We start from the raw sequence: 25,545 nt of genomic DNA, 5'->3' as shown, positions 1-25,545 counted from the left end.
GGCATCGCGTTCGAGCCGCCAGGGCTGATGCCGGCTCAGAACGCGACGCGAACGCCGCCCTTGGCCGTGCCGGTCCGGCTCTCGTCGGACATCATCATGCCCTCCACGGCGCCGAACACCGACACGTTGCGGCTGGTGCGATAGTCGAAGCCGATCCCGGCCACCGCGCCGACGGTGCTGCGGCTGCCGGGCGTCACGAAGGACAGGTTTTGGCCGATCAGCACCGCATTGATGGTGGTGTCGCCAACGCGCTGGAGCGCGATGACGCCGCCATGGACGTTGGCCTTGAGCTCGCCGCCGGCGAGGCTCGTCACCCGCGAGAGATCGACCTCGCCCCGCTCCTCGAAATCCTGCAGCGTGCGGCCGCCGACCGAGAGCGACTGCGCCGAACCCGTCTCGCTATAGCCGTCGAACCGGCCGGCGACATAGCGCAACCGCGCCGTCGGCGTCAGCACATAACCGTTGCCGATGTTGAGCCTGTAGCCGTAGGCGACCTCCGGGCTGACGTACCAGCCGCTGTAACTCGCCGTCGCCGTCTCCATGCCGCCGACGGCCGCGTTGTTCAGCACCAGGCGACGCGATCTGTTGTCGGCATTACCGCCCTGGAAGGTGAAGTCGAAGAATTGCGCGGCCCATTCGAAGCGGCCGTAGGCGCCGGCAAAGACGTAATTGGTGTCGACCGACTGCGAATTGAGATCGACCGAGAGGCCGCCCTGTCCGCCGCCGAGGAAGGCGCCGACCAGCCAATCCGGCCGAACCTTGCGATCGATGCCGATCGCCCCGCCCCACGCCGTCGAGGTCGCGCGCAGCGTCGACGCGGTCTCGTCCTGGATGCGCTGGCCGCCAAAGCTGTTGGCCCAGACCGTGATCGGCGCCGGATCGGTCCAGAGGCTGCGCGGCGCCTTGGTGAAGGGACCGGCCTGCGCGGTCTCCGGCGCGTAGGCCATCGCCATCATGTTGCTGCCGCTCTGCCCGGCGCCACCGTTCAGGCGCCCTTGCACCAGCGAGGAGGCGCCGCCGGTGAAATCCATCAGCGTGCGGTCGGTCTGCGCCAGCGCAGTCGGATCGAGCGTCGCGAGCGTGTCGCCGGCAAACACCTTCGGGCCAACGAAGCCCCCGCCTCCGGTGTTGGTGTTGATGACGCCCTCGAAGTTGACGAAGGTCGGGAGCTGAATGGTCGTCAGCGACGACACCCGGCTGCTCAGTGGAACGAAATTGACGTTGACGACATCATGGCCGAAGCCGAAATCGACCACACCGTTGATCTTCGAACCCGGCAGCAGCGTCAGCGTGTCCGCTTTGGCGGAAAGCTTGATCGCGACCCCGCCGGCGCCAGTGATGGTACCGGAGTTCGTGATGTTCGATCCGTCGGTCGATTCGATGCCGATCCGGCCGATGATCATGCCGGAATTGGCGACGTTGGCCTGGGTCGTCAGGATGCCATGACCATTGACGGTCGAGCCCTGAAGCAGGCCTATATTCGTCACATTGGCAACATTGGCATTGACGGCGGCGCTCTGCCCGATGATCGATCCGGAATTAATGACGTTGCCGAAGATCGCGTTGACGCCGCGGTCTGCCGTGACGGTTCCGGAATTGTCGAGGTTCACTGTGATGCCGCTCATGCCGAAGCCGAGCGTCGTCGTAATCCGTCCGGTATTGGTCACGTTGACCGTTGTGGCGAAGATGACGGTCGAGCCGCTGGTGACCGCGCCGCTGTTCAGGACGTTAGCCGCACCGTTTCTGGCGTTGATGCTGGACTGGGTCCCGCTGATCGTGCCGCTGTTGCGGACGATGACATCTCCGGTGTCCGCAACGACGGCCATGCCCATGCTACCGTCGGCACTGATCGTCCCGGCATTGTCGATGACCGCGGAGGTAGCGGCGAAAACCGCATTGTTGTCGGCTATCACTGTTCCGCCCGCGAGGTTCGTCAGATTGATGTTTTTCGCTGTTATCCCGGCTTCGTGGCCGGAAATCGTCCCGGCGTTGCTTACTGTCGCCAGGCGGTCGGAGAAGATCGCGGCGCCGGAAGTTCGGGTCTGCGTGATCAGGCCTGTGCTGAAATTGGTGATGGTTGCATTGCCGCTGGTGTCGACGGCCCTGTCCTCGCCCCTGATCGTGCCGGCATTGCCGAGAACGATTGTCGTCGGCGTAAGGGCGTTGAAGCCGGCAATCGTTGCTCCTTCCAGATTGGTGATCGTCATGTCGCCGCCGGTAATACCCGCCGCATTCGTTCCACTGATCGTGCCTGCGTTGGTGAAAACGCTGTTGACGCCAACCTTGAAGCCAAAGTCGTTGCCGCTGACGGTCACACCCGCGCGGATGTCATAGGAGTTATTGTCATCGCCGCTCGTCCCGTAGCCGGTACCGCTGCCCTGCTGGGTGTCCGTGTCACTTGCACAGACCACCGTCGCGTTGCTGACAGGCGCGATCGGGGTACAGGCGGCCATGGCGGGTTCGCTGGTAAACACCGGGACGACCAGCGCGGCTGGCATCAATAGCCACAGCGATCGCAAAGCCCAACGCCACCGCGCGACGCCGAGCGCATCCGACACAATCATTCCCAGTCCCTCAAAGCTATTTCGTCGCTCGCCTCCTGCGATCGAAGGAGGATGATTCCAGCGAATCTGAATTCACGGACGCCAAGGTAGAAAGGAGCAACGCCTTCGACTTGGACGGATACGACCGGAGCTCGGCCTGGAACGAACCGACGCGGTTTGACGAAGCACTGATGCAAAGGCGCGACACCTCCGAAAGAACTACGGCTGGTCCCAGCCGACCCTTTCCCCACTCTCCGCCCAGACCGGCGCGCGATAGATTTCGCGGCCGCTCTTGTCCCTGACGCGGATCCAGGCGTTGCGATCGCGCAGATCGTCACGCCAGACGAAAAGATGATTTGCCATCTCGTTGGCCACCACGACTGTGGCTTCCGTCGATTCGAACACCATGCCGCCGGGATCGATCTTCACGATGTTGCCGACCAGAAGGTCGAAGAAGAAACGGTGCATTCAATACTCCGGCTGCTGATGCCGCACGCAACGCTGGGGGCAAAGCTTCGCAATCAGGGATCATGTCGGATCCCCGTCTGCTGGTTGAAATCGGCAGTTGGCAGAAATTCAGTTGCGCGCGGTCACGGCATCTCGCCGCTCCTGACGTCGCTTGGGGTCGCATTATAAGTCCGCCGGAAGCAGCGGTTGAAATAAGAGAGATCGCCGAAGCCGACGTCGTAGGCGATCGAGCTCACCGTTCGCCCGGCGTGTCCGGGTTCCCGCAGCATGCGATGCGCGCGCTTGACGCGCTGTTCGATCAGGAAGGAGGAGAACGTCTTGCCGTCGGCCTCGAACAGGCGCTGGAGATAGCGCGGCGTCACGCCGAGCTCCTGCGCGACCGAGGCCACCGACAGATCCTGCCGCCAGCAATTGTTGGCAATGGAGACTTTCGCCTTCTGGAGCCGGGCCGCCTTGACGCCGCGCCGGCCGGCCAGCTCCCGCGTCTCACCGGTCGCACCGAGGACGAGAGCCAGAAGGTCATGCAGATGCCCGACCCCGAGCTGCCGGAGGTCAGGTGCCGCGAACGCCTCCTCCCGCACCAGCGTCACCGCGTAGTCGACCAGCAGCCTGAGTCCGGTGGACTTTTCCGGCATGACGCGCATCACGGCATCATCGACGTCGACGATCATCGGGGCCAGTACGCGTCTCGGCACCCGCAGAGAGAAGCAGCTGCCCAGCGAGAACCGCTCGAACGTCGTGACGTCCTCCGCGCTCGTCAGGACTGCCTCTCCAGCATTGAGCTTCAGATCGTATCCTCGCTCGGATATTCCGAGAACGCCGGACCTGTTCACGATCAGGGCGAGACTGTCGTCGCCATCGGCCACCAGCTGCCTGGTGCGAATGACCCGCGCTCCGCACAATCCCCCAATCAGCAACTGGGCTTCCGGCAGGACGTGGGACGTGAAGCTCGCCGCTGCCGGCTTTCCTTCCCTTGCCTCGACCTCTGCCTTCAGCACCCCGCGACAATAGAAATCGCGAAGCATCGAGATGCGGTCGCCTTCGGGAATTTCGTTGGTCGAAACGTTCAGAACGGAAAAATCAACCATGCTGCTCACTGCAATGTCTCCAACCGACGAGCAGGCCGGCCATACGCTGTCGTTTCCTCGCACGCGCGTTCGATGCCATCGCGGCATGTTCGTGCGGCGGGCGCTGCTCTTCTTTTCAGAAGCGCGATATACGAAAGTCTCGAATGACTCGCGTCCTGCGTTCGGAGGACCAGCGGGCCCGGCCCACCACGATGGAATGAAAGCGCGGCACCTGACATCGAGGCATGGGATATGAATCACGCGGCGCCGTCATCGCCGTTCGTTCGCCGGGCGAACGGCACGGCAAAGCCGGCGGCGACCTTCACGAGATCGGCCTGCCTGCCGGCGCCCGTCTTCTCGAACAGGCGGCCGAGATGCGTCTTCACCGTCGTCTCGGCGATGCCGAGTTTTGCGGCGATGTCGGGAACACCGCCGATCTCGACGATTGCCATGAGCACGCGCAATTCGGACGGCGTCAGTCTGAAGGCTGCTGCAATCGCATCGGCCGCGAGCAACGGCAGCATCGAAGCTCTTTGAACGAAGAGCACCGTGGCTGCGATGTCCCGCGGCAGGCTGCGATCCCGCTTCAGCGGAAAGGCATGGAGCAGATGATGTTGCCCATCGGCCGACGTCGCAAGTTCGATCTGACGACGAGCAGCGGAATGTGTACCGTGATCGAATTCGCACAGGCCGCGGAATATTTTGTCGACCTGGGTGTTGCGGGCCACGATCCGGTCGCCGACCATCGCAAACAAGTTCGCGTCGGCGAACAACTGACGGCATGCCGCGTTGGCATGGACGACCCGGCCGTCGGCGTCGAGCAGGCAAATCGCCATGTTCAATCCGTCGAGGACGTCGGCCAAGTCGTCGACTGTATGGGAGCGTGCCCTGATCCGCCGGCCCATGAGCTGCGACCGCTGGATGTGGGGAGCGAGCAGCCGCATGCGTTCGCGCATCGCCTCGTCGACGGTTCCGCGGGAGCGATGACGCAGCACCTGCAGGATCGTGGTGCGGACGGCCGTCTTCTCGAGCCCGACCGTCGCAATGTCTATCGCCCCCTGCGGCTCCACCCACTCGCGATGGAAGCTCGTCTCGATGAAATCGGCATGGGACATGATGTCGGTCACGCCGATCGTCCGTTCGGGCGCGAGGGTGAGATGTCGGTCGAGCAAAGGATCGAGCTCCACATACCGGTCGCGATAAAGCTGACGGAAGCGGGCGTCGGTTCCAAAATGCTGGTGAATCTCGATCGAAAGCCGCGCTGAATCCCTGGACAGGATCATCGCGGCACAACCACCGACGAACTGCGAAATCTGTTCCAGCGCGCCGCTGCGCAACGCGGGGTCAATCGCCGCGTCGTAGATCTCGCCGATGAGAGACGAGAACCGATTTGCCTGATGGATCGTCATCGGACGGACGACGCCGTTTGCCGGCGACCCGTCCGAGACGGGGTGCTCGCGATCCGGGAGCTGACGGAGAAGACGCGCCGGTCTATTGCGGCCTTCGACGATGAAAAAACGTTGCCGCCGGATGCTGGAATCTCGAACATCGTCCTTGCGTAACGTCAACCGCAGGGTGCGGCTTGGACGGTTTCGCCAAAGACTAGGATAAATGCGAACAGCGCGCGGACTCCGTGCGATGAGTCACGCGCGGGTCCGCCGGCGGCGGCGATTTATTTCCGGTTCTCCTCGCAGAACTTCAACGCCGCCAGCGCTTCGCCGGCGCGCGGGGTCTGCATCTCGATGCTGTCGTCGTCATCGTCCTCGAAATCGAGCGTCAGGCGCCTGGCCTTCGAGAGGCGGTCCATCATCGACTGGTCGTACTCGAAAATGCCGCGCACGGTGGTCTTGTCCATGACCTCCCACTTCGCCTTCTTCATGATGTCGGCGTCGTCGGTGCCGACATCGGCCCGGAGGATCTCGCCGACCTTGTCCCACTCCCAGCCGTCGTAGATCATCACGATCACGATCGCCTTGTCGGAATAGGTGATCACGATCACGTAGTCGCGGTTCTCGTCATCCTTGTCCTTGTAGCCACGACTCGCATTGCAATGCGTGTCCTGCGTGCGCTTTTCGATGGTCCAGTCGCCAACCTTGGATTGCTGCGCAAGTGCCGGCCCGGCGCCCAGGGCGCACGCGGTCAGCAAAGCGGCGAGAAGGTATCGTTTCATGTCAGCCTCCAGCGCGTTCCCGGGCTGAGATGACCACCTCCGCGGGAGGGCCGCAAGGCCTTGGGCAGCCTTGCCCGAAGACCGGTGCCTGTGCCTATTCCCGCCGCGGCACGATCGCGATGGGCGTGAAGGTGTAAACCTCCTCGCCGCTCTGGTTGAACATGGTCCATTTCACCAGCGCGATACCCTGCGGCTTCGACCTCGAGGGCGTCAGGCTCATGACCTCGCCGACCAGATGCAGGCGGTCATTGGGCCGCACCGGCATCGTCCAGCGCAGGCCGTCGACGCCGGCGCCGATCAGCGGATGCGGGCCGAACGGGCGGGTCTGGATCGCGAGGTTCATGGCAATCGCGGCGGTGTGCCATCCCGATGCCGCAAGGCCCCTGAACAGGGTCGCCTTGGCCGCCTCGTGGTCGAGATGCATCGGCTGCGGATCGAACTCGGCTGCGAAGCGCTTGATGTCGGCGTCGGTCACCGTCACCTCGGGCGATTTGAACCGCATCCCAATGCTGAGATCGTCGAACCATTCCACCTGCGCCATGATTTTGCCTCGCAACGCGAATGATCGCCCCGCCGAAAGACGTGGCTGAAGTCATTAACCAAGAATGGGATGTAGCTTCTCCGCAGCGCACAAACCAGCCCAGGGTTCCACGCGAAACCGCTTTCCCGGTGCGACGAAACACGCCTGAAACAGACGGCAGTCTAAGTAGTTGTCAAAATAAATACAGGGACGGCCACCATGCAATTCCTCCTCGACCTGATCTACGACTATTCCTGCTGCCGCAACCTCGTTGCCCATTCGCTGCGGGAGGACGAGCTATGATCGAGCTCATCTCGGGCGTGCTCGCCCTTTGCAGCATCGGTGTCTTCGCAGCCCATGCGCTGGATGCCTACCGCACCACTCATTACTGACCACCGCGCGCTTCACCGTTCAGCCGTTAGAAAGGCCGTCGGTAAAATTGCTCCGAATGCGCCGCCGGCGGAAAACGGTTTGCGAGCGCGAGCGCGCCTTTCTCGTCCGTTTCGAGCGCGATCTTCTGGGCCAGCATGATGTCGCCCGGCACCAGGAAGCCTGACGGGACGAAGCACCATCCCATCGTCGCCCGGCCTTCGCCGTCGATTTCGTGGACGTTGGCGGCCGTGCCGTAGTGAATTCGGTAGGTCTTGCCGGTGTCGCTGCCGATGACGTCGAAATGCCTATGCTCTTCAAATTGTGCGCGTTGTGCGGGCGAAAGCCATTCGAAGAGCAGCCGGCGGCCACGCGCATCCGGCGTGTTCTCGCCGAAGAAGCGCCGATAGAGTTCACGCAGCGCATGCAAACGCGCACGCGCGGGCGCGCGGAGCCAAACCGCCGTCATCTGAGCAGCTCAGATCAACCGCCGACCAGGCGGGGATAGAACAGCGTTTCCTGCGCGGTCGGGTCGAACGATTTGACGCGAGTGACTTCGCCGGGTCCGTTGCGGAGGGCGGCGGTGAAGCCGGCTCCGGTCAACTCCCGAAAGCGCCGCTCGGCTCGCGCCAGCGCTTCGGCATTGCCAGGATCAAACTCGTGGCGCGTATCGCCAGTCTGGTCCATCACGATCTGGGTTGCCATGTTGAGTCTCCTCATGCCCAGCCCTGAATCTGATCAAAGCAAACCTCGTGCCGTCGGTTCCTGATGGCAACAACTTTCTCGTGCCGGCGCATCACGCCTTGCTGAGCAGGAGCGTTTTCGAACGGAGTGGACGGGGTATTCGTCAGCGCGACGCCGCCGCGCCGCCCTCGTCGATCTGCCGGCCCATCAGCGCGATCGCCTTCTGATAGACGCCCGCGGCATTCCAGGCCTCGATGGCGGCGAAATTCGGCTCGCCCGGCTGGTATCCGGCTCCCGCGCGCCAGCCATGGGCTTTGAGGAAATTCGCCGTCGAGTTCAGGGCATTGGCGGCAACTTCGAGATTGCCGGTGCCATAGGCCAGGATGCTCTTGGGCATGAACTGGGTCTGGCCGACCTCGCCGTGCATCGAGCCGCGGGTCGCCCCCGACAGCGTGCCGCGGTCGACCAGCTTCAGGGCGGCGTAGAGCTGGTCGGTGAAGAATTCGGGGCGGCGGCAGTCATAGGCAAGAGTTGCGATCGACGACAGCATGTTCTGATTGCCGCGCTGGCTGCCGAAACCGGTCTCCATGCCCCAGATCGCAAGCAGCGGCCCGGGCGGGACGCCGTAGCGCTGCTGGATGGAGGCGAACAAGGCCGCCTGCGACTGCTTGAGCTGGCGCCCCTTGGCGACGATGGTGGTGGCGCCGCGCTTGGCGAGGAACTGGTCGAGCGTCAGTTGGAAGCTGCGCTGGCCGCGGTCGGCCGCGATGGTGGCGCTTGCGTAGTTGGTCTGCATCAGCGCCGAAAGCGCGGTCTGGCCGATGCCCTTGCCCTGCGCCTCCGCGCTGAACTCGCGCTTCCAGGCCTCGAACCCCGCCGGCGAGCTGCCGCATTGCGCGGCCTCGACGGCCGACGCCAGGCACCCGAGCAGCGCCATCGCGCCAACAACCGCTCCCGCAACAGCCCTGCCCCTGATCATCCCACTCTCCCGTCCTGTACCGATCGGCGATCCTAACCGGAGGAAGGCGCCGACTCCATGGCTTGATCATAGGACAATTCGAGCCCTTCCAGATTGCCTTCCTTGCGCCATTTGCCGAGCAGCCGCAGGAACGCCATCGGGCCGCGCCAATATTGGCTGTTTCTTGCCGCGATTGGATCGAACACGCCTTCGTTGTTGTAGTAGCCGGGCGTGCATTCGGCGAGATAGGTCTGCCGGCCGATCGCAGCCTTGACGACCTCGTCGACCCAGGCGCTCTCGGCAGCGAGCGTCGGCTCCAGCGTTCGGGCTTTGCGCTTGCGCACTTCGGCGATCACATAGGCGATGTGCTGCGACTGCTCGTCGATGATGTGCGGGAAGTTGGCGCTCTGGCCGGCCTGCACCGTGACGATCAGGAAGCAGTTCGGGAAGCCGCGGCTGTAGAAGCCGTGCATCGTCTTGACGCCGCCCTGCCAGCGCTCGGACAGGCTCATGCCGTCGCGGCCGTAGACCTCGAAGCCCATGCGGCGGGCGTAGTCGGTGCCGACTTCGAAACCGCTGGCATAGATCAGGCAATCGAGCTCGTAGGCCTTGCCGCCGGCCACGACCGCGTTCTCGGTGATGCGCTCGACACCCTGTCCTTGGGTGTCGACCAGATGAACGTTCGGGCGATTGAAAGTGTCCAGATATTCGTCGTGGAAGCATGGCCGCTTGCAGAACGCCTTGTACCAGGGCTTGAGCGCGTCCGCGGTCGCCTTGTCCTTGACCACCACATCGACGCGGGCGCGGATCTCCTCCATCTTGCGGTAGTCGGCCTGCTCGATGACCTTCAACGCCTCTTCCATGGAGGTCACCGGCTGCGGCTGACGACGCGGCGCCAGCAGGATCTCGCCGAGCAGGCCGGTCCAGCCGTCCTGCACCAGGTCCCGTTCGAACGGCTCGCCTGATATCACCGCGGTGAAATTGTCCATGCGCTCGCGCTGCCAGCCGGGCTTGAGGCTCTGCGCCCAGTCCTGATCCGTCGACCGGTCGTCGCGCACGCCGATCGCGGACGGCGTGCGCTGGAAGACGTAGAGCTCCTTTGCCGATCGGCCGAGATGCGGCACGCATTGCACGGCGGTGGCGCCCGTGCCGATGATGCCGACGCGCTTGTCGGCAAGTCCGCTCAGACCACCATCCGCATTGCCGCCGGTGTAGCCGTAATCCCAACGGCTGGTATGAAAGCTGTGACCCCTGAAGGTCTCCATGCCGGGAATGCCCGGCAGCTTCGGCCGGCTGAGCGGACCTCCGGCGAGAATGACGAAGCGTGCGCGGATGTGATCGCCCCTGCTGGTCTCGACCAGCCAGCGCGCCTCCTGCTCCTGCCACGCCATCCGCGAGATGATGGTCTGAAACAGCGCGCGATCGTAGAGGCCGAAGTGTCGGCCGATACGGCGGGAGTGCTCGTAGATCTCCGGCGCCCGCGCGTATTTGCGCACCGGCATGTAGCCGGTCTCTTCCAGCAGCGGCAGATAGATGTAGCTCTCGGTATCGCAGGCCGCGCCGGGATAACGATTCCAGTACCAGGTGCCGCCGAAATCCGCAGCCTTTTCCACGATGCGGAAATCGTCGATGCCGGCCTCGCGCAAGCGCGCGCCACAGAGCAGCCCACCAAAGCCGCCACCGACGACGAGCACTTCAGTTTCTTCACTGACAGGTGCGCGCGTAAATCCGGGATCGGCCCAGGGATCCTCGAGGTAGCGGCCGAAATCGCCTGCTACTTCGACATACTGCGCCTTGCCTTCGGCACGCAGGCGGCGGTCGCGCTCGTCGCGATAGCGCGCGCGGAGTGCGTCAATGTCGACCGTAGATTCGCCGGCTGCACCGGTCTTGTGTCTTTCCGCTGACATTCATTTCCTCCACGGAGAACGCTGCTTCGCCGGCAGCTCGGATCAGTTAGCCTCGAAAAAGTGACGCGTGCAATCGCGTCCAATGTTTTTTGCGTGAACGCCGCGTGCTGTTCCGCTAACCTTCCGCGCAAATCACAAGTATACGCCACGCAACGACGTGGCTGTGGAGGGACCATGCAGGGATTGATGATGGACATGCCGCTCCTGATCAGCGGCTTGATCCAGTATGCCGCGGACTATCACGGCGAAGCCGAGATCATCGCGCGCGAGATCGAGGGCGACATTCATCGCACCACCTATGCGGCCGCCCATCCGCGCATCAAGCGCATGGCGCTGGCGCTGAAAGGGCTCGGCATGAATCCAGGCGACCGCGTCGGCACGCTGGCCTGGAACACGCACCGTCACTTCGAGATGTTCTACGCCGCGCCGGGCATGGGGTATGTGCTGCACACCGTCAACCCGCGGCTGTTTCCCGAACAGCTCGTCTACATCATCAACCATGCCGAAGACCGCCTGCTGTTCATCGACCGCGCCACGCTGCCGATCGTCGAGGCGATCGCGCCGCAGTTGAAGACGATCGAGGCTTACGTCGTGATGTCCTCGCGCGAGCGCATGCCGGAGACGAAGCTTGCCAACGTGCATTGCTACGAGGAACTGCTGGAGAAGGAGAGCGACGCCGGCTTCGTCTGGCCGGAGTTCGACGAGAAGTCCGCCTCCACCATCTGCTACACCTCGGGGACCACGGGCAATCCGAAGGGCGTGATCTATTCGCACCGCGCCGCGATCCTGCAGACCATGACCTGCAGCAGCTTCGACTTCCTGCCGGGCCATGTCGAAGGCGTCCGCGAGGTGATGATGCCGATGGCGCCGCTGTTCCACGGCAATGGCTGGAACATGCCGTTCACCGCGCCCTATACCGGCTCGAAGCTGGTGCTGCCCGGCCGCAATTACGAGCCCGACAAGCTCTATGAATTGCTCGAAGGCGAGAAGGTGACGCTGTCGGCGGGCGTGCCGAGCTTCTGGCTGATCCTGCTCGACTGGCTGGGCCGGACCGGCAACAAATTCTCCACGCTGCGCGCGACGCTGTCGTCGGGCTCGGCGCCGCCGCGCGCCATGGTCGAGAAGCTCAAGCGCGACTACGACATCGACTACATCCAGGCCTGGGGCATGACCGAGGCGCTGGGCTGCTCGATGCCGGGCCTGCGGCCCGGCTCGGAGCACCTCAGCGAGAAGGAGAAATTCGACCGACGTCAGGTGTCCGGCCGCGCCTGTTTCGGTACGGCTTTGCGTATCGTCGATGACGCCGGAAACGAGCTGCCGCGCGATGGCAAGTCCGTCGGTCATCTCCGCGCCCGCGGCCCCTGGGTCGCCTCCGGCTACATGAAGCTCGAGGAAGGTCTCGACCGCGACGGCTGGCTGATCACCGGCGACATGGCCGTGATCGACAGCCAGGGCCACGTTACGCTCACCGACCGCTCCAAGGACGTGATCAAGTCCGGCGGCGAATGGATCTCCTCGATCCAGCTCGAGGACGTCGCATTGTCGCATCCCGACGTGCTGCAGGCCGCGGTGGTCGCGATCAACCACGAGAAATGGCAGGAGCGCCCCCTGCTCCTGGTCGTCCGCAAGAAGGGCGCAACCGTCGATGGCAAGACGCTGCTCGACCATATGCGTCCGAAAATCGCGAGCTGGTGGATGCCGGACGCCGTCGAATTCCTCGACGAATTCCCGATGACCGGCACGGGCAAGGTGCTCAAATCCACGCTGCGCGAGAAATTCAGGGACTACCGCGTCGCATGAGGCGTCGCGGGCTCGCGCTGGAGCCTGCACCGTTCACCGATCAAGGAAACCAGAGATGCTCTACCCAATGTCGCCAAAAGTCGTCGAGCTCAAGCGTAAGCTCGAGAGCTTCATGGACCGGCACATCTACCCGAACGAGGAGCGCTTCTATCGCGAAGCGGAAGAGCTGGGACCCTGGAAGGTCTATCCCGTCGTTGAAGAACTGAAGCCGCTGGCGCGTGCGGAAGGCCTCTGGAATCTGTTCCTGCCGGAGTCCGGCCATGGCGCCGGCTTGACCAATCTCGAATACGCCCCGCTCTGCGAAGTGATGGGCCGCTCGCATCTTGCGCCTGAAAGCTTCAACTGCTCGGCGCCCGACACCGGCAACATGGAGGTGCTGGAGCGATATGGTTCGGAGAAGGACAAGGAGCGCTGGCTGAAGCCGTTGCTCGCCGGCGAGATCCGCTCCTGCTTTGCGATGACGGAGCCGGCAGTCGCCTCCTCCGACGCAACCAACATCGAAAGCTCGATCGTGCGCGATGGCGACCATTACGTCATCAACGGCCGCAAATGGTACACGACGAACGCGACCGATCCGCGCTGCAGGATCTGCATCTTCATGGGCAAGACCGATCCTGATAATCCGGACCGTCACAGGCAGCAATCGATGATCCTGGTGCCGATGGACACGCCAGGCATCGAAGTCAAACGCCCTCTGCCCGTGTTCGGCTTCTACGGCGTGCCCGACCGCGCCTCGGAGGTCATCTTCACCAATGTGCGCGTGCCGAAAGAGAACATGCTGCTCGGCGAAGGCCGCGGCTTCGAGATCGCGCAGGGCCGCCTCGGGCCCGGACGCATCCACCATTGCATGCGGCTGATCGGCCTTGCCGAACGCACCCTGGAGAAAATGTGCCGCCGGGTGCGCAGCCGCGTCGCCTTCGGCAAGCCGGTCTCGGAGCAGACCGTGACGCAGGAGCGCATCGCGGAATCCCGCATCATGATCGAGCAGGCCCGGCTGCTGACGCTGAACGCGGCCTATGCGATGGACACGGTAGGCAACAAGGTGGCGAAAGCCGAGATCGCGATGATCAAGGTCGCCGTGCCCAACATGGCCTGCCAGGTCATCGACTGGGCGATCCAGGCCCATGGCGGCGGCGGCACCTCGAACGATTTTGGACTGACGCAAGCTTATGCCACCGCGCGATTGCTGCGGCTTGCGGACGGACCGGACGAGGTTCATCGGAACCAGATCGCGCGGTTCGAGCTGAAGAAATATTCGAACGGGTGAGAAGCGCGGAGTGCGCGATCGAGCGCCCTCGCCTCAGTTCACCACATAAACGTCCGGATCTGCGCTCGAGCTCGGCTTCTTGAAGGCGTTGCGCAAGGCGGGCGACATCGGGACGTTGTAGTTGAGGCCGTTCGGCGGCGTCGGCGATTGCAGCCATTTCTTGTAGAGCACCTCGATCTCCGGGCTTGCATAGAGCTCCGCAGTCGCGCGGTCGGCGAGCGCCTTGAATGGCGCATCCTCACGCCGCAGCATGATGCCGTAAGGCTCCGGCTTTGAGAACGCCTCCTCGCTGATCATGAAGGCTTGCGGCTCCTTCGAGCGCGCGATCGCGACCGCGAGTTGCACGTCGTCGAGTGCGTAGGCCTGGGCTCGGTCGGTTTCCAGCAACAGGAAGGCCTCGGCCTGGTCCTTCGCCGGCATCACGCTGATGCCGAGATTGCGTTCCGTATTGACCTTGGCGAGCTGGGTCAGGTTGACCGAGCCGGCCACCGCCGTGACCGCCTTGCCCTTGAGGTCGTCGATGGTGTTGATCTTCGCGGCCTTCTTGGCTGCAAAGCGTGTCGCGCTGAGGAAGTGCGTATTGGTGAAGGCGACCTGCTTCTGGCGGTCGGCGTTGTTGGTGGTCGCCGAGCAGTGCAGGTCGAGCGTACCGTTGACCATCAAGGGAATCCGGTTCGACGAGGTCACGGCGAGCGTATCGACGGCGATGTCAGGCATGTTGAGTTGTTTTTTCACCGCATCGACGATCCCAAGGCAGATGTCCATGGCAAAGCCGACCGGCTTCTGGTTGCCGTCCAAATAGCTGAACGGGACCGAAGCCTCCTGATAGCCCAGGGTAATCTTCTTGGTCTCCTTGACCTTCTGGAGCGTGCCCGTGAGGTCTTCAGCGGAAGCTGCGCCCGCAAGACATGTGGCGGTCAAAACGATGGTGAACAGACGCATCGAGGGCTCCTAAGGGGCTCGCGCCACCAGCCGGGGGCAATCGCGGGCGTTGATAGCGCAGGCGCGTTGCAGCCGCCAGACGTGCCTACGCCTATCAGATATCCCAGCTTTCGATACGGCGGGCCGCCATCCGTCTGCGCCGAAGCAATCTTGTCCGAACCGCGTGTTGGCTTCTTAGGCGTCGATGCCGTGCTGGACCAGGATGCGCTCGGCGCTGTCGTTCCACACGTCCATCTTGGTGATCTTGCCATTGCGCACCACGAAGCGGTCGACGTAACGGTTGCCCTCGAACGGGGTCCCGTCCTTCCATTCGCCGTAGAGCGTGCCGACGCTGTAAACCACGGTCTCGCCGTCGCCGGGGCAGACATCGAACCGGTCCATCTTCTTCTTGACCCAGCGATAGCGCTTGGCGTTGAAGCCGGTCGGGCCGCGCGGGTGATCGAATTCGCGCCCGCCGGTAAACGTGATCACGGTGCCCGGCGCCATATAGGCCGCCGCAGCATCCGGATCGGGAATCATCGATGCCGTGAGATAGGCCTCGACGATCGCCGCATCGGATGAGTGCGCAGTTTCGGCTCTTGCGGCAACGGACATGGCAGGTTCTCCCCGGGGTTCGCGGAATATTAGCGCCACTGTCTCGGAATCCATGCATATATTTTGAACATTTGCCTCGCTACACTGCCGACAATCTGGAGCCACCGATCCCCCGCTGGTTGCCCTAAATTCAGTCCAGAAGAGCCATGATCACCCAGCCCGCCTTCGACCTGATCTTCCGTAACGCGCTGTTGCGATCATCCGTCACGCCCGTCGACATCGGCGTGAAAGGCGGCCGGATCGCCGCGATCGAGCCGAAGCTCACCTGCGAAGCGGTCGAGGTCGATATCAGAGGGCATCTCGCCCTGCCCGGCTTCATCGACACCCATATCCATCTCGACAAGGCCTGCCTGCTCGACCGCTGCGGCCACGATCACGGCAGTCTCGGCGACGCCATCCGGGCCGTGTCGGCCATGAAGCGCGACTTCACCGTCGAGGACGTCTACGCCCGCGGCGCCAAGGTGCTCGAACGCGCGATCGTGCACGGCACGACGCGGATGCGCACACATGTGGAGATCGATCCGCGGATCGGCCTGCGCAGCTTCGAGGCGGTGAAAGCGTTGAAGCGCGACTACGCCTGGGCGCTCGACCTTTCGATCTGCGTGTTCCCGCAGGAGGGACTGACCAACGATCCCGGAGCTGAGGAGCTGCTGATCCAGGCACTGCGTGACGGCGGCGAGACGATCGGCGGTTGCCCCTATACCGACACCGATCCGACCGCGCATCTCGCGCGCATCTTCGATCTCGCGCAGGAATTCGATGTCGATGTCGATCTCCATCTCGACTTCGATCTCGATCCCTCCTGGTGGCATCTCGACGAAGTCTGCCGCCAGACCGAGCGGCGCAACTATCACGGACGGGTCACGATCGGTCACGCGACAAAGCTCTCTGCCCTGCCGCCTGAGCGGATGAAGGCTGCCACCGCGCAACTGGCGAGAGCCGGCGTCGCCGTCACCGTTCTGCCCGCGACCGATCTCTATCTGATGGGGCGCGAGGCCAATCACAACGCGCCACGCGGGCTGACCCTCGCTCACAAGCTCGCGGGCGACGGCGTCGTGTGCTCGGTCGCGACCAACAACGTCCTCAATCCTTTCACGCCGTTCGGCGACGCCTCGCTGCTGCGGATGGCGAACTTCTACGCCAACGTCGCGCAGGCCTCGGTGGGGGATTTCGACACCTGCCTCGATCTCGTGACCGAACTGCCGGCACGGCTGATGAATCTCGACGATTACGGCATCAAGGTCGGCAATCCCGCCGATCTCATCGTGCTCGACACCCAAGACAGCCGCTTCGCGATCGCCGAGCTGCCCGACGTCATGATGGGCTTCAAGGACGGCCGGCAGACCTTTGCACGGCAGCGGCCGGTCCTGTTCCGGCCGAGGAGCTGAACGCGTTTCCAGTCAGGGTCCAACGGTAAAAATCATGGGAACACGCAGTCGTTCATTGGACCGTTCCGGACCGGTTTCACGGCCCCAATCCGAGTCCGGTAGAATCCCGGACCGTAGCTGCGCGCATTGCACAACCCGCCATTCGGCTCATACTAAGGACACGCACTGAACGATCAATGTTCAGTGGGGAAGTATGTATATGTTCAGCGCATTCAGTAGCATGGATTACCGTTCCATTCGCGCCAGGACGCCGGCGGAAACGGCCGTCAAGCGACTGAATGGAATCGGCGAAGTCCTATCGAGCCTCGATATCGCGGCGATCCACACGCAGGACGACATGACCCATGCGCTCTGGACACTCGATACCGCCGACAAGTGCATCCGCATGATCCTCAGCGAGTTCCGCACAGCCCCCGCCAAGGAGCAGGTCGTCCGCGAGGCCGCGCGTCTGGTCGACCTGATCGAGCTCGCCCGTGACGAAATCTCGAACTATCGCGACCGCGGCAGGGTTCTGAGCTGAACCTACGCGTTCGGCCTCAGCGTTTGATCCTGGCCAGGATTCGGTCTGCCTCGGTACGCCAATCGGCACTGCGGGCGAACTCTTCCGTGCCCTTCATTCCGAACAGCCCTTCATCGGCGAGATCGGCCACCCAGGCCTGACGCTCGGCTGTTCCCTGCGCCGACCACGGCGTCAGCCCCGCCTCGCGGACGGTCTCGGCGACCTCACGCACTTCCTCGGCACGTCGGCGACCGTGCTCGATCACGCGCTGGAAGAAATAGGCGCCCTGCCTCTCCCAGTCGATCGCGGGAAAGGTTTCCGAGAGTGAGGCCAGCACGGCGTCCTCGACGCCATAGGCGCGCGCGGTCGTAAAACTCTCTATGACCATGGCCTCCAGGCCCTTGATCATGATGCTGCGGCACATCTTCACCGCCGAGGACACGCCGAGCTTGTCGCTCGCAACCTTGGCGGCAAAGCCGATTGCGTTCAGAAGCGGCTCCAGCTCTCTCGCGCCGGGGCCACCGAGCAGCAGCGGCACCTTGATGCGATACGGCGGCACCGAAGTCATCACCGCGCCCTCGACGTAGCGACCCGCAGCGCCGTCGATCAGCGCAGCGGCACGCTGCTTGGCTCCGGGCGAGGCCGAGTTGAAATCGAGGAACCAGGTGCCCTGGTTGATCGCAGCGGCGCAAGCCTTTGCGACAGGCACCGTCTGGCTTGCGGTGACGGCGGAAATGATGAAGTCCGATTTCGCCGTCAGCTCGGCATGAGATGCCGCCAACGTCACACCGAATTTCGCTGCATGCTCGCTCAGCGGCGCGCCCTGCTCGCCCCCGAGCTTGATGTCGTAGGCTGAGACCTTGATGTCTTGTTGGCGCAAATCCTCGGCCAGGATACGGCCGACCTCGCCGTAGCCGACCAGCCCGATCTGCCATCGCCTCGGATCAGCCATCAGTTCAATCCTCGTGTCGTCGCGTCGAACAGTTCCTCGACCGCATAGCGGCGCGGGATCAGCGCCTGCTGGAATGCGTAGTCGACGATCAGCTCCAACGGCTTCCGGTTCGCCTCGACCCCAAACGGGACAAGGTCGGGCTCTGCCGCAGGCCCTGCCTGTTCCTTGTTCCGCTTGAGCAGATCATAGATGCCCGCAACGATCTCGGGACGTGTTGTCGCGAGTTGCTCGGTCACGACCACGAGATGATTGACTGGAGCGACGCCACGCCGGGCGTACCATTTGGCAGCTTCCGCCGCGGGATCGGCGAAGAGCGGCTTCAACTCGGGATTATCAGAGGTCTCGCCGAGGACAGCATCGAGCTCGCCGTCGAGCAGCATCTGCACGATCTTTTTGTCCTTCGGCGCGCGCTCGGTGGTGTCGACATATTCGGCGACATGCGGATCCTCGAAGGTAACCCAGCGGATCTTGTCGAGATCGACGCCGTAATCGTTGGCGAGGATGCCCCTGATCCAGGCACCGGTCGTGGTCGTAAACGACCGAATGCCGACGCGTTTGCCTTCGAGATCCGACGGCCCGAGCGTTCCCCGTGTGGGGCTGTAGAGCGCATAGGAATGCTGGAAGCGCCCAAGCATGGTGGCCGGCAGCAGCACCAGCGGCTTGCCGTGTGCCTTTGCCATCAGATAGGTGACGATCGCCATCTCACAGACGTCGAAGGCCTGCTCGCGCACCATCGGCTTGAACGCGGTGTTGGTCGGCGTGTACGCGATGAAGTCCAGATCGAAAAGATCGGAGCGGAGGTCGCCGCTCTTCACAGCCTGCACGTGGGGGTGACTACCGAGCACGGCCTTCAGCTTGAGACGATCCATCCGCCAGCTCCGCTTCTCTTCAGACATCCTCGGGATTGTCGACATAGACGAGCCCGGCTTTCGCCAGCGCCTCGCGCATGCTGTACATGTCGAGACCCAGCTCGCCAGAGGCAAGCCGCTTGCGCTTGCCGCCTTCGTCCGCGTTGCGCTTCTTCGCCTTCTCGGCGACTTCGGCGGCGTAGCGCTTTGGCACCACGACGATGCCATCGTCATCGGCCACGACGATGTCGCCGGGATCGACGCTGACGCCGGCGCAAACGACGGGAATATTGACCGAGCCGAGCGTCGCCTTGACCGTGCCCTTGGCCGATACCGCGCGCGACCACACCGGAAACTTCATCTCGTGCAGCGCTTTGACGTCGCGGCAGCCGGCATCGATGACCAGCCCCTGCACGCCGCGGGCCTGCAGCGAAGTCGCCAGCAACTCGCCGAACATGCCGTCGGTATTGTCGGTGGTGCAGCCGACGACGAGGATGTCGCCTTTCCTGCACTGCTCGACCGCGACATGGATCATCCAATTGTCGCCGGGCTGCGCCAGAACGGTGACGACGGGGCCGGCAATCGACGCGCCTGCCCAGACCGGCCGCAGATAAGGCTTCATCAGGCCCATGCGGCCGTAAGCCTCGTGCACGGTCGAAACGCCGTAGTCCGCCATGCCGGCGGGATCGGCTCGTTGAACGTTGCGAACGACGACCGGCTTCATGCCAACTCCTCGGCGACCGTCGGGAACAGGCGCTGATAGGCCTCGCCATAGGTCATGGGCACGCCGGTGTTGCGGCTGCCCTGAATGCCGCGGTTGAGTGCAACGCGCTCGTAATAGCCCCAGAGATGCTTTTGCGCTGCGAGTATCTGGAACGCCTCGTACTTCTCCTTCCAGACCTCGTCGATCTTGAGGAGCAGATCGGGCTTGTAATTGCACTGCTCGGGCTGGTGCGGCTCGAACAGGAACACCGGCGGCGCGGAGTATTTGTACTGCGCGCCGGGCTTGTGCCCCATCGCCTGCGCGACGATTCGGGTCTCCTGCGCGAAATGCGCCGCGTTCGGATGGTCGAAATTATAAGGGTCTTCCAGCGCGTGGGTCAGCACGAAGCTCGGATTGAGCTCGCGGTAGATGTCGACCATGCGATCGAAATGCGCCTCGGTGAGCTTGAGGGGATAGTCCCCGCAATCGAAGAACTCGATCTCGGCGCCAAGCAGCTTCGCCGCCCGCTCCGCTTCGTCCTTGCGGCCGGCCTTGACCGATTCCAGCGTCGCGCCCTTCTCCTTCCATGCGAACTGGCTCTCGCCGCGCTCGCCAAAGGACATGCAGACGATCTTCATGCGATAGCCCTTCTTCGCATGCAGCGCGATGGCGCCACCGGCGCGCCAGACGAAATCGCCGGGATGGGCGGTGATGACGAGACCTGTCTTCATGGGACGAACTCCCCTCTTTCATTCGTAGGCTTGGATCGATCGCGCGCGCCGTCATCTTCGAACCCGAACAGGCGCGCGGGATTGTCGACCAGGATCTTCTGCTTCAACTCCGGCTCTGGCGCGAACAGCGGAATGAGATCGACGAGGTCGCCGTCATTCGGCATCACCCTGACGTTGGGATGCGGCCAGTCGGTGCCCCAGATGACGCGATCCGGCGCGGTCTCGACGATCTTTCGCGCGAACCGCACCGCGTCGGTAAAGGGCGGACCGCTGGAGGACACCCGCTCCGAACCGCAGATCTTCACCCAGCATTTCTCGTCACGCTGCATCAGTTCGATCAGGATCCTGAACGGGAGCTGTTCGATCCCTTCGGTGGCCTTCACCCGTCCCATATGGTCGATGGTGTAGCTCAGCGGCAGCCTTGCCAGCATGTCCGCATAGTCAGGCAGGTCGATCGCGTCGAAATGCAGGTCGATGTGCCAGCCGAGCGGCGCGACCATCGCGATGACGCGATCGAATACGCCCTTGGCGGGAACGCCGCCGAGATGGCGGACGAAATTGAAGCGGCAGCCGCGAAAACCGCCTTCGTGCAGCGCACGCAGCCCGCGCTCGGTGATGGTGTCGTCGATATTGGCGACCGCGCGGTAGGCGCCGTTACTCTGCGCGATCGCATCGAGCGCCACACTGTTGTCGGTGCCGTGCACGCTGGCATTGACGATGACGGCGCGCTCGACGCCGAGCCTGGCATGCAGCGCCCTGAAATCTTCGAGCGGCGCATCCGGCGGCGTGTAGGATCTGTCCGGCGCATAAGGGTATTTCGCACCGGGCCCGAAGATGTGGCAATGCGCGTCGCAGGATAGTCTTGGCAGCTTGAACTTCGGCGTGCGTGTGTTCGGATCGGGCGGCGGAATGGTGGGCGTATACATCATCGTCATCACTTCAACCGCCGGGCGAAACCGCGTGTTTCACGTCTTGCTGCCGACGACCGGCCGCCGCCGCGCCGGCGCGGCATGATCGAGCGGCGAGGCCTGGAACGCGGCGACCGTGGCCTGCACCAGTTGCTCGATTGCGCTGGCGGCATCGCCGCCGTCGGCCTCGCCGCGGGACAGACGCGAGACGCGGTCCGGCGTCACCAGCGAGTAATAGAGTGCGCCGAGCAGGAAGTGACTGCGCCAGACGATGTCGGTGCGCGGAATGTGGGGCAAGCTCTCGTGGATCGCATCGATGAAGGCGTGGCTGGTGTCGTCGAACGTCTGCGCGATGATTTTTCGCGCGACCTCGTTGCCCTCCGCCGACATCACGGCCCGCAGCCGCGTGAAGCGCGCCCCACCGCCGGCGAGATCGCTGCCCGAGGTGAAGGCCGGCACCACATAGGCGCGCACGATCGCCTCGAGCCGATCCTGCAGATCGCGCACGCGTTTTGCGGCGGCAAGAAGCTCGAAACGGCGCAAATTCATCGGTCCGCAATGGCGCCGGTAGATCTCCAGCAGCAGGCCGTCCTTGGTCTTGAAATGATAGGTGACGCTGCCGGGATTGGCTCCGGCGGCCTGCGCGATGTCGCGCACCGAGACGGCATTGAAGCCGTTGGTGGCGAACAGTTCCTCGGCCGCGACGAGGATCGCCTCGCGCATGTTCGGCTTACGGGCCGTTTCCTTGCTGGTGGGCTTGCGTACCATGAGATTTGTACTATCGTACAAGAAATCAGGTCTCGTCAACAAAAACCATGGGCGGCATCCGGACGACTCGAAGACCGATGCAAGGATGCGTGCGCCCGCAAGGAGTGCTGGGAAAATGCTGGGTTTGAACAAGACGATCGGCGGATTGATGCTGGGCGCCGGTTTGCTGCTCGCGGGCAGCGCGGCGCAGGCCGCCGACAATTATCCGAGCAAGCCTGTTCACATCCTCGTGCCCTACGCGGCCGGCGGCGCGGTCGACGTGCTCGCGCGCACGCTGAGCCAGGCGCTGGTCAAGACCTGGGGGCAGCAGCCGGTGGTCGACAATCGTCCCGGCGCCGGCGGCATCGTTGCCTCGCAGGCGCTGACGCAGGCCGCACCCGACGGCTACACGCTGATCCTCGTCGCCAGCGGCCATCCGCTCAATCAGTTCATCTATCCGAGCGTGCCCTACGACACGTTCAAGGACTTCACCGCGATCACCGAGATCGCCTCCTCACCGCTCGCAATCGTCGTGGCCAAGGACAGCCCCTACAAGACGCTCGCCGATCTTCTGGCCGCGGCGAAGAAGGAGCCCGACAAGCTGTCATACGGCATGTCCGGCAACGGCACCTCGGCGCATCTCGCCGGTGAGCTGCTCAAATACATGTCCGGCACCAAGATCGTCGCGATCCCCTACAAGGGCGGCGCGCCGGCGCTGACCGCCGTGATAGCTGGCGAGATCCCGCTCAGCATCAATCCGCTCGCGGAAGCGATCGGCCAGCTCGAAGGTGGTCCGGTGCGCGCGCTGGCCGTGACCTCGGCCGAGCGCTCCAAGGCGCTGCCCAACGTTCCGACCGTCGCAGAATCCGGCGTCTCCGGTTACGACGTCTCGGTCTGGTGGGGCGTGCTCGGTCCGGCCAAAATGCCGCCCGAGATCGTGGCGAAGCTCGAGACCGATCTCAAGGCGGCGCTGCAGGATCCGAACGTGCTGTCGACGCTCGGCAAGATCGGCGCCACTCCGGTCGGCTCTTTGCCCAAGGAGTTCGACGCCTACATGCACGCCGAGGCGACCAAATGGGAGCCGGTGCTGAAGGCCGCCAACATCCGCGCGCAGTGAGGCACTTCACCAAGGGCTCGATCTCCGAGCGCACGCTGCCGGCAAGGACGCGCTGCCCTGCTCAACCGTTTCGTGACGGAAGAGCAGTGGCTCCACGGCTGCTGCTCAATTGTCGATGATGCTCGAAAACCTGCGAACGATTGGCGATCGCAGCATCGCCGATAGCCACGCTTCCATTTGCGGCACATCAACGCGGTGACGTGGACAAAGCGTCATTTGTCTTCGGGGCTGCGCCAGGCGACGAGTGTCCAAGATCGCCGGAGATCGAAGAATGAACAAACCCGTGTTGTTGACGCTCCATCGCTGGATCACGCTGATCTTTGCGCTTCCCCTGTTTGCGATCATCGCCACCGGCCTGATCCTGTCGTTCGAGCCCCTGGTACAAGTCGGTGGCATCGGCGGTCCGGCGATTGATCCCGCACACATCGTCGAGCTGGTGAAGAGATATGATCCGGACAACAAGGCGCGCGGGTTTTCGATCAATGCGGCTGGCCAGCGGATGACGCTGCAAGGCTCCGGCACGCCGGCGATCGACCTCGTGACCGGCGCACCTGCCGCCGCCGGCTCCGGCCTCAGCGATCTTTTCCGGTGGGCGCGCGTCACGCATGAGCGGCTGCTCGGCCAGGCGTGGCTGGTGACGAGCTCGACCATCGCCCTGGTCATCCTGATGATGCTCGGCATCCTCATGGGGCTCCCGCGGCTGCGCAACACGTTGTCCGGATGGCACAAGGGCACTGCCTGGTTCGCGCTGCCGCTGGTCCTGTTGAGCCCGCTGACCGGCCTGTGCATGGCGTTCGGCCTGACGTTCCAGAGCGGAGCCGCCCCGGCCAGCGGCCGCCCCGTGGCCCTGCCCGACGCGATACGCATGGTCGCAGCCTCCCATGACCTCGCGCACGTGATCTCCATCGGCACGCGCGGAGGCCGCGTCATGGCGCGTCTCTATGAGGATGGAGAGCTACGCGCATACGCCGTCAATCCATCGGAGGTCACGCCGCTGCCGCGCAATTGGCCGCGCCTGATCCATGAAGGAAACTGGTCGGCCTCGATCGCCTCGCCGCTCAACGTCGTGACGTCGATCGCGCTGTTGGCGCTGCTGTCCACCGGCCTCCTGATCTGGACCAGACGTAAACTGCGCAAGCGGCGTCCGCGTTTCGACCGGCAATCCAGCGCGGCCGTGGTCGGCGCCTCCTGATCGCTCGGAGAGTCAACTGCGCGCGCTCGCCCGCGTCTTTTCCGATCGCGCGACGGGCCGCAGGAAGTCGGCATCGTCGGCGGACGGGATCAGGATCGCCCGCTCGCGCGGCAGCGCCTCCGGCATCTCGTCGCGGATGAAGGCGACCAGCTTCTCTCGCATCTCGCAGCGCAGATCCCAGGATTGCGGCGCATTCCGGGCGCTGACCAGCGCACGCAGCTCGATGGTGCGCTGGTCCGCGTCGATCACCTGGAGATTGACCACCGCTCCATCCCAGAGCTTGGACTGCTTCACGGCCTCCTCCAGCCAGCGCCGAATGCGCGGCACGTCCGCGCGGTAATCGACATGGAGCGCGATGACTCCGATCAGGGAAGCGGTGTCGCGGGTCCAGTTCTGGAATGGCTTTTCGATGAAATAGGACAGCGGCACCACCATGCGGCGCCAATCCCACAGCCGGATCACGACATAGGTCGCGGCGATGTCCTCGACCCAGCCCCATTCGTTCTCGATGATCACGGCGTCCTCGATGCGGATCGGCTGGGTGATCGCGATCTGCAAGCCCGCAATCAAATTGCTCAGCAGCGGCCGTGCGGCGAGACCGACGATGATACCGGCTGCGCCGGCCGAGGCGAACAGGCTGACGCCATATTGCCTCACCGAATCGAACGTCATCAGCGCTGTGGAAACGGTGATGACGACAATGATTGTGTCGGTGACGCGCTTGAACACGCGCACTTGCGTGACGTGCTTGCGTGCGATGAAATTCTCGGTGACGTCGCGAAAATTCTGCAGATAGCGCGCCGCGCTCATGTCGACGATCCGGATCGATATCCAGCCGATCAGGGCGATGAAGGCCACTACGAAGAGGCGCATCAGCGGCACGCGGATCGTGTCGTCGAGCGGCGCGAGCGGCAGCACCAGTGCGACCGCCGCCAGACAGAGCGCCAGCCGAGCGGGCCCCGCCGTCCGCTCGATGAATACGCTCAACAGCGGAATGCGCGTTCCGAAGGCGCGGTTGAGCAGCCATTTGGCGAGCCGGTAGACGAACAGGGCCAGCAGGATCGCACCGGCAATCAGGCTGAGACCGATGAACCATGTCGGTATCCAGCCCAACATCTCGTCGATGCGCGCCATCAGGGCCTGCAAATTCATCGATTGGTCCCGTCATTGC

The 25,545-nt window shown here is 63.7% G+C and carries 25 protein-coding genes; 6 read left to right on the top strand and 19 right to left on the bottom strand.

The window, feature by feature from the left end:
• Positions 1-35 precede the first annotated feature (35 nt).
• From CIT39_RS14290 to CIT39_RS14245, 10 genes are all read right to left on the bottom strand, one after another.
• The gene (locus CIT39_RS14290; RefSeq protein WP_094974682.1) at positions 36-2,564 is read right to left on the bottom strand and encodes an autotransporter family protein; all 2,529 of its coding nucleotides are present in this window, start codon (positions 2,562-2,564) and stop codon (positions 36-38) included.
• A 198-nt stretch (positions 2,565-2,762) separates the two neighbouring features.
• A complete protein-coding gene (locus CIT39_RS14285) occupies positions 2,763-3,011 on the bottom strand; it encodes a DUF6894 family protein (RefSeq protein WP_094974683.1) in 249 nt (82 codons plus the stop codon).
• 122 nt (positions 3,012-3,133) lie between these two features.
• Positions 3,134-4,099 (bottom strand): helix-turn-helix transcriptional regulator, encoded by a 966-nt coding sequence (locus tag CIT39_RS14280; protein WP_181955168.1) that lies wholly within the window; start codon positions 4,097-4,099, stop codon positions 3,134-3,136.
• 236 nt (positions 4,100-4,335) lie between these two features.
• Entirely contained in the window at positions 4,336-5,487 is a 1,152-nt protein-coding gene (locus CIT39_RS14275; RefSeq protein ID WP_094974685.1) for a helix-turn-helix transcriptional regulator, read from the bottom strand.
• Between the two features lie 263 nt (positions 5,488-5,750).
• Positions 5,751-6,248 (bottom strand): hypothetical protein, encoded by a 498-nt coding sequence (locus CIT39_RS14270; RefSeq protein WP_094974686.1) that lies wholly within the window; start codon positions 6,246-6,248, stop codon positions 5,751-5,753.
• Between the two features lie 94 nt (positions 6,249-6,342).
• On the bottom strand, positions 6,343-6,789 hold the full coding sequence (locus CIT39_RS14265; protein WP_094974687.1) for a MaoC family dehydratase: 447 nt from the start codon (positions 6,787-6,789) through the stop codon (positions 6,343-6,345).
• A gap of 397 nt (positions 6,790-7,186) precedes the next feature.
• On the bottom strand, positions 7,187-7,606 hold the full coding sequence (locus CIT39_RS14260; protein ID WP_094974688.1) for a hypothetical protein: 420 nt from the start codon (positions 7,604-7,606) through the stop codon (positions 7,187-7,189).
• 14 nt (positions 7,607-7,620) lie between these two features.
• The gene (locus CIT39_RS14255) at positions 7,621-7,842 is read right to left on the bottom strand and encodes a hypothetical protein (RefSeq protein WP_094974689.1); all 222 of its coding nucleotides are present in this window, start codon (positions 7,840-7,842) and stop codon (positions 7,621-7,623) included.
• A gap of 142 nt (positions 7,843-7,984) precedes the next feature.
• On the bottom strand, positions 7,985-8,800 hold the full coding sequence (locus tag CIT39_RS14250; protein WP_094974690.1) for a lytic murein transglycosylase: 816 nt from the start codon (positions 8,798-8,800) through the stop codon (positions 7,985-7,987).
• 32 nt (positions 8,801-8,832) lie between these two features.
• Complete coding sequence (locus CIT39_RS14245) at positions 8,833-10,686, bottom strand: flavin-containing monooxygenase (protein WP_094974691.1); 1,854 nt, start codon at positions 10,684-10,686, stop codon at positions 8,833-8,835.
• 174 nt (positions 10,687-10,860) lie between these two features.
• Here CIT39_RS14245 and CIT39_RS14240 point away from each other — a divergent pair, with 174 nt between their 5' ends.
• Positions 10,861-12,486 carry a long-chain fatty acid--CoA ligase gene (locus CIT39_RS14240; RefSeq protein WP_094974692.1) on the top strand — a complete coding sequence of 542 codons (1,626 nt, stop codon included), beginning with the start codon at positions 10,861-10,863 and terminating at the stop codon, positions 12,484-12,486.
• 55 nt (positions 12,487-12,541) lie between these two features.
• Positions 12,542-13,753, top strand: coding sequence for an acyl-CoA dehydrogenase family protein (locus CIT39_RS14235; RefSeq protein WP_094974693.1), 1,212 nt, complete (start codon positions 12,542-12,544; stop codon positions 13,751-13,753).
• A 33-nt stretch (positions 13,754-13,786) separates the two neighbouring features.
• Here the strand turns inward: CIT39_RS14235 and CIT39_RS14230 are convergent, their stop codons facing one another.
• Positions 13,787-14,695, bottom strand: a complete 909-nt coding sequence (locus CIT39_RS14230; RefSeq protein WP_094974694.1) for an amino acid ABC transporter substrate-binding protein — start codon at positions 14,693-14,695, stop codon at positions 13,787-13,789.
• A 174-nt stretch (positions 14,696-14,869) separates the two neighbouring features.
• Positions 14,870-15,289: a nuclear transport factor 2 family protein gene (locus tag CIT39_RS14225; RefSeq protein ID WP_162308500.1), complete on the bottom strand. Its 420-nt coding sequence runs from the start codon at positions 15,287-15,289 to the stop codon at positions 14,870-14,872.
• A gap of 146 nt (positions 15,290-15,435) precedes the next feature.
• Between CIT39_RS14225 and CIT39_RS14220 the strand changes: the two genes are divergently transcribed.
• Positions 15,436-16,677 (top strand): amidohydrolase family protein, encoded by a 1,242-nt coding sequence (locus CIT39_RS14220; RefSeq protein WP_094974695.1) that lies wholly within the window; start codon positions 15,436-15,438, stop codon positions 16,675-16,677.
• A gap of 199 nt (positions 16,678-16,876) precedes the next feature.
• Positions 16,877-17,197, top strand: a complete 321-nt coding sequence (locus CIT39_RS14215; RefSeq protein WP_162308499.1) for a hypothetical protein — start codon at positions 16,877-16,879, stop codon at positions 17,195-17,197.
• Between the two features lie 16 nt (positions 17,198-17,213).
• Here CIT39_RS14215 and CIT39_RS14210 read toward each other — a convergent pair whose 3' ends face one another.
• Genes CIT39_RS14210 through CIT39_RS14185 form a run of 6 tightly spaced genes read right to left on the bottom strand, consistent with a single transcriptional unit; the run spans position 17,214 to position 22,086 of the window.
• Positions 17,214-18,128 carry a DUF1932 domain-containing protein gene (locus CIT39_RS14210; protein WP_094974697.1) on the bottom strand — a complete coding sequence of 305 codons (915 nt, stop codon included), beginning with the start codon at positions 18,126-18,128 and terminating at the stop codon, positions 17,214-17,216.
• The gene (locus tag CIT39_RS14205; protein ID WP_094974698.1) at positions 18,128-18,997 is read right to left on the bottom strand and encodes a substrate-binding domain-containing protein; all 870 of its coding nucleotides are present in this window, start codon (positions 18,995-18,997) and stop codon (positions 18,128-18,130) included. The genes CIT39_RS14210 and CIT39_RS14205 overlap by 1 nt, the downstream gene beginning before the upstream one ends.
• 19 nt (positions 18,998-19,016) lie before the next feature.
• Complete coding sequence (locus tag CIT39_RS14200) at positions 19,017-19,700, bottom strand: 4-carboxy-4-hydroxy-2-oxoadipate aldolase/oxaloacetate decarboxylase (RefSeq protein WP_094974699.1); 684 nt, start codon at positions 19,698-19,700, stop codon at positions 19,017-19,019.
• A complete protein-coding gene (locus CIT39_RS14195; RefSeq protein ID WP_094974700.1) occupies positions 19,697-20,410 on the bottom strand; it encodes a PIG-L deacetylase family protein in 714 nt (237 codons plus the stop codon). The genes CIT39_RS14200 and CIT39_RS14195 overlap by 4 nt, the downstream gene beginning before the upstream one ends.
• Positions 20,407-21,345: an amidohydrolase family protein gene (locus CIT39_RS14190; protein ID WP_094974701.1), complete on the bottom strand. Its 939-nt coding sequence runs from the start codon at positions 21,343-21,345 to the stop codon at positions 20,407-20,409. The genes CIT39_RS14195 and CIT39_RS14190 overlap by 4 nt, the downstream gene beginning before the upstream one ends.
• A gap of 30 nt (positions 21,346-21,375) precedes the next feature.
• Positions 21,376-22,086 carry a TetR/AcrR family transcriptional regulator gene (locus CIT39_RS14185; protein WP_094974702.1) on the bottom strand — a complete coding sequence of 237 codons (711 nt, stop codon included), beginning with the start codon at positions 22,084-22,086 and terminating at the stop codon, positions 21,376-21,378.
• 115 nt (positions 22,087-22,201) lie between these two features.
• Here CIT39_RS14185 and CIT39_RS14180 point away from each other — a divergent pair, with 115 nt between their 5' ends.
• Both CIT39_RS14180 and CIT39_RS14175 read left to right on the top strand, forming a co-directional pair.
• Positions 22,202-23,182: a tripartite tricarboxylate transporter substrate binding protein gene (locus tag CIT39_RS14180; protein ID WP_094974703.1), complete on the top strand. Its 981-nt coding sequence runs from the start codon at positions 22,202-22,204 to the stop codon at positions 23,180-23,182.
• 271 nt (positions 23,183-23,453) lie between these two features.
• Positions 23,454-24,374 (top strand): PepSY-associated TM helix domain-containing protein, encoded by a 921-nt coding sequence (locus CIT39_RS14175; RefSeq protein ID WP_094974704.1) that lies wholly within the window; start codon positions 23,454-23,456, stop codon positions 24,372-24,374.
• 12 nt (positions 24,375-24,386) lie between these two features.
• On the opposite strand, the gene CIT39_RS14170 is transcribed toward CIT39_RS14175, so the two are convergent.
• A complete protein-coding gene (locus CIT39_RS14170; protein WP_094974705.1) occupies positions 24,387-25,526 on the bottom strand; it encodes a mechanosensitive ion channel family protein in 1,140 nt (379 codons plus the stop codon).
• Between the last annotated feature and the right edge of the window lie 19 nt (positions 25,527-25,545).

Origin of the sequence: Bradyrhizobium symbiodeficiens, from assembly GCF_002266465.3 — a bacterium.
Lineage (GTDB): Bacteria > Pseudomonadota > Alphaproteobacteria > Rhizobiales > Xanthobacteraceae > Bradyrhizobium > Bradyrhizobium symbiodeficiens.
The sequence above is the reverse complement of the archived record's forward strand: the minus strand, read 5'-3'. Positions and strand labels throughout refer to the sequence as shown.

Coding starts and splice junctions, on each gene's coding strand:
- CIT39_RS14290 (WP_094974682.1), bottom strand. CDS start 2,564: ATGATTGTGTCGGATGCGCTCGGCGTCGCGCGGTGGCGTTGGGCTTTG.
- CIT39_RS14285 (WP_094974683.1), bottom strand. CDS start 3,011: ATGCACCGTTTCTTCTTCGACCTTCTGGTCGGCAACATCGTGAAGATC.
- CIT39_RS14280 (WP_181955168.1), bottom strand. CDS start 4,099: ATGGTTGATTTTTCCGTTCTGAACGTTTCGACCAACGAAATTCCCGAA.
- CIT39_RS14275 (WP_094974685.1), bottom strand. CDS start 5,487: ATGACGATCCATCAGGCAAATCGGTTCTCGTCTCTCATCGGCGAGATC.
- CIT39_RS14270 (WP_094974686.1), bottom strand. CDS start 6,248: ATGAAACGATACCTTCTCGCCGCTTTGCTGACCGCGTGCGCCCTGGGC.
- CIT39_RS14265 (WP_094974687.1), bottom strand. CDS start 6,789: ATGGCGCAGGTGGAATGGTTCGACGATCTCAGCATTGGGATGCGGTTC.
- CIT39_RS14260 (WP_094974688.1), bottom strand. CDS start 7,606: ATGACGGCGGTTTGGCTCCGCGCGCCCGCGCGTGCGCGTTTGCATGCG.
- CIT39_RS14255 (WP_094974689.1), bottom strand. CDS start 7,842: ATGGCAACCCAGATCGTGATGGACCAGACTGGCGATACGCGCCACGAG.
- CIT39_RS14250 (WP_094974690.1), bottom strand. CDS start 8,800: ATGATCAGGGGCAGGGCTGTTGCGGGAGCGGTTGTTGGCGCGATGGCG.
- CIT39_RS14245 (WP_094974691.1), bottom strand. CDS start 10,686: ATGTCAGCGGAAAGACACAAGACCGGTGCAGCCGGCGAATCTACGGTC.
- CIT39_RS14240 (WP_094974692.1), top strand. CDS start 10,861: ATGCAGGGATTGATGATGGACATGCCGCTCCTGATCAGCGGCTTGATC.
- CIT39_RS14235 (WP_094974693.1), top strand. CDS start 12,542: ATGCTCTACCCAATGTCGCCAAAAGTCGTCGAGCTCAAGCGTAAGCTC.
- CIT39_RS14230 (WP_094974694.1), bottom strand. CDS start 14,695: ATGCGTCTGTTCACCATCGTTTTGACCGCCACATGTCTTGCGGGCGCA.
- CIT39_RS14225 (WP_162308500.1), bottom strand. CDS start 15,289: ATGTCCGTTGCCGCAAGAGCCGAAACTGCGCACTCATCCGATGCGGCG.
- CIT39_RS14220 (WP_094974695.1), top strand. CDS start 15,436: ATGATCACCCAGCCCGCCTTCGACCTGATCTTCCGTAACGCGCTGTTG.
- CIT39_RS14215 (WP_162308499.1), top strand. CDS start 16,877: ATGTTCAGCGCATTCAGTAGCATGGATTACCGTTCCATTCGCGCCAGG.
- CIT39_RS14210 (WP_094974697.1), bottom strand. CDS start 18,128: ATGGCTGATCCGAGGCGATGGCAGATCGGGCTGGTCGGCTACGGCGAG.
- CIT39_RS14205 (WP_094974698.1), bottom strand. CDS start 18,997: ATGGATCGTCTCAAGCTGAAGGCCGTGCTCGGTAGTCACCCCCACGTG.
- CIT39_RS14200 (WP_094974699.1), bottom strand. CDS start 19,700: ATGAAGCCGGTCGTCGTTCGCAACGTTCAACGAGCCGATCCCGCCGGC.
- CIT39_RS14195 (WP_094974700.1), bottom strand. CDS start 20,410: ATGAAGACAGGTCTCGTCATCACCGCCCATCCCGGCGATTTCGTCTGG.
- CIT39_RS14190 (WP_094974701.1), bottom strand. CDS start 21,345: ATGACGATGATGTATACGCCCACCATTCCGCCGCCCGATCCGAACACA.
- CIT39_RS14185 (WP_094974702.1), bottom strand. CDS start 22,086: ATGGTACGCAAGCCCACCAGCAAGGAAACGGCCCGTAAGCCGAACATG.
- CIT39_RS14180 (WP_094974703.1), top strand. CDS start 22,202: ATGCTGGGTTTGAACAAGACGATCGGCGGATTGATGCTGGGCGCCGGT.
- CIT39_RS14175 (WP_094974704.1), top strand. CDS start 23,454: ATGAACAAACCCGTGTTGTTGACGCTCCATCGCTGGATCACGCTGATC.
- CIT39_RS14170 (WP_094974705.1), bottom strand. CDS start 25,526: ATGAATTTGCAGGCCCTGATGGCGCGCATCGACGAGATGTTGGGCTGG.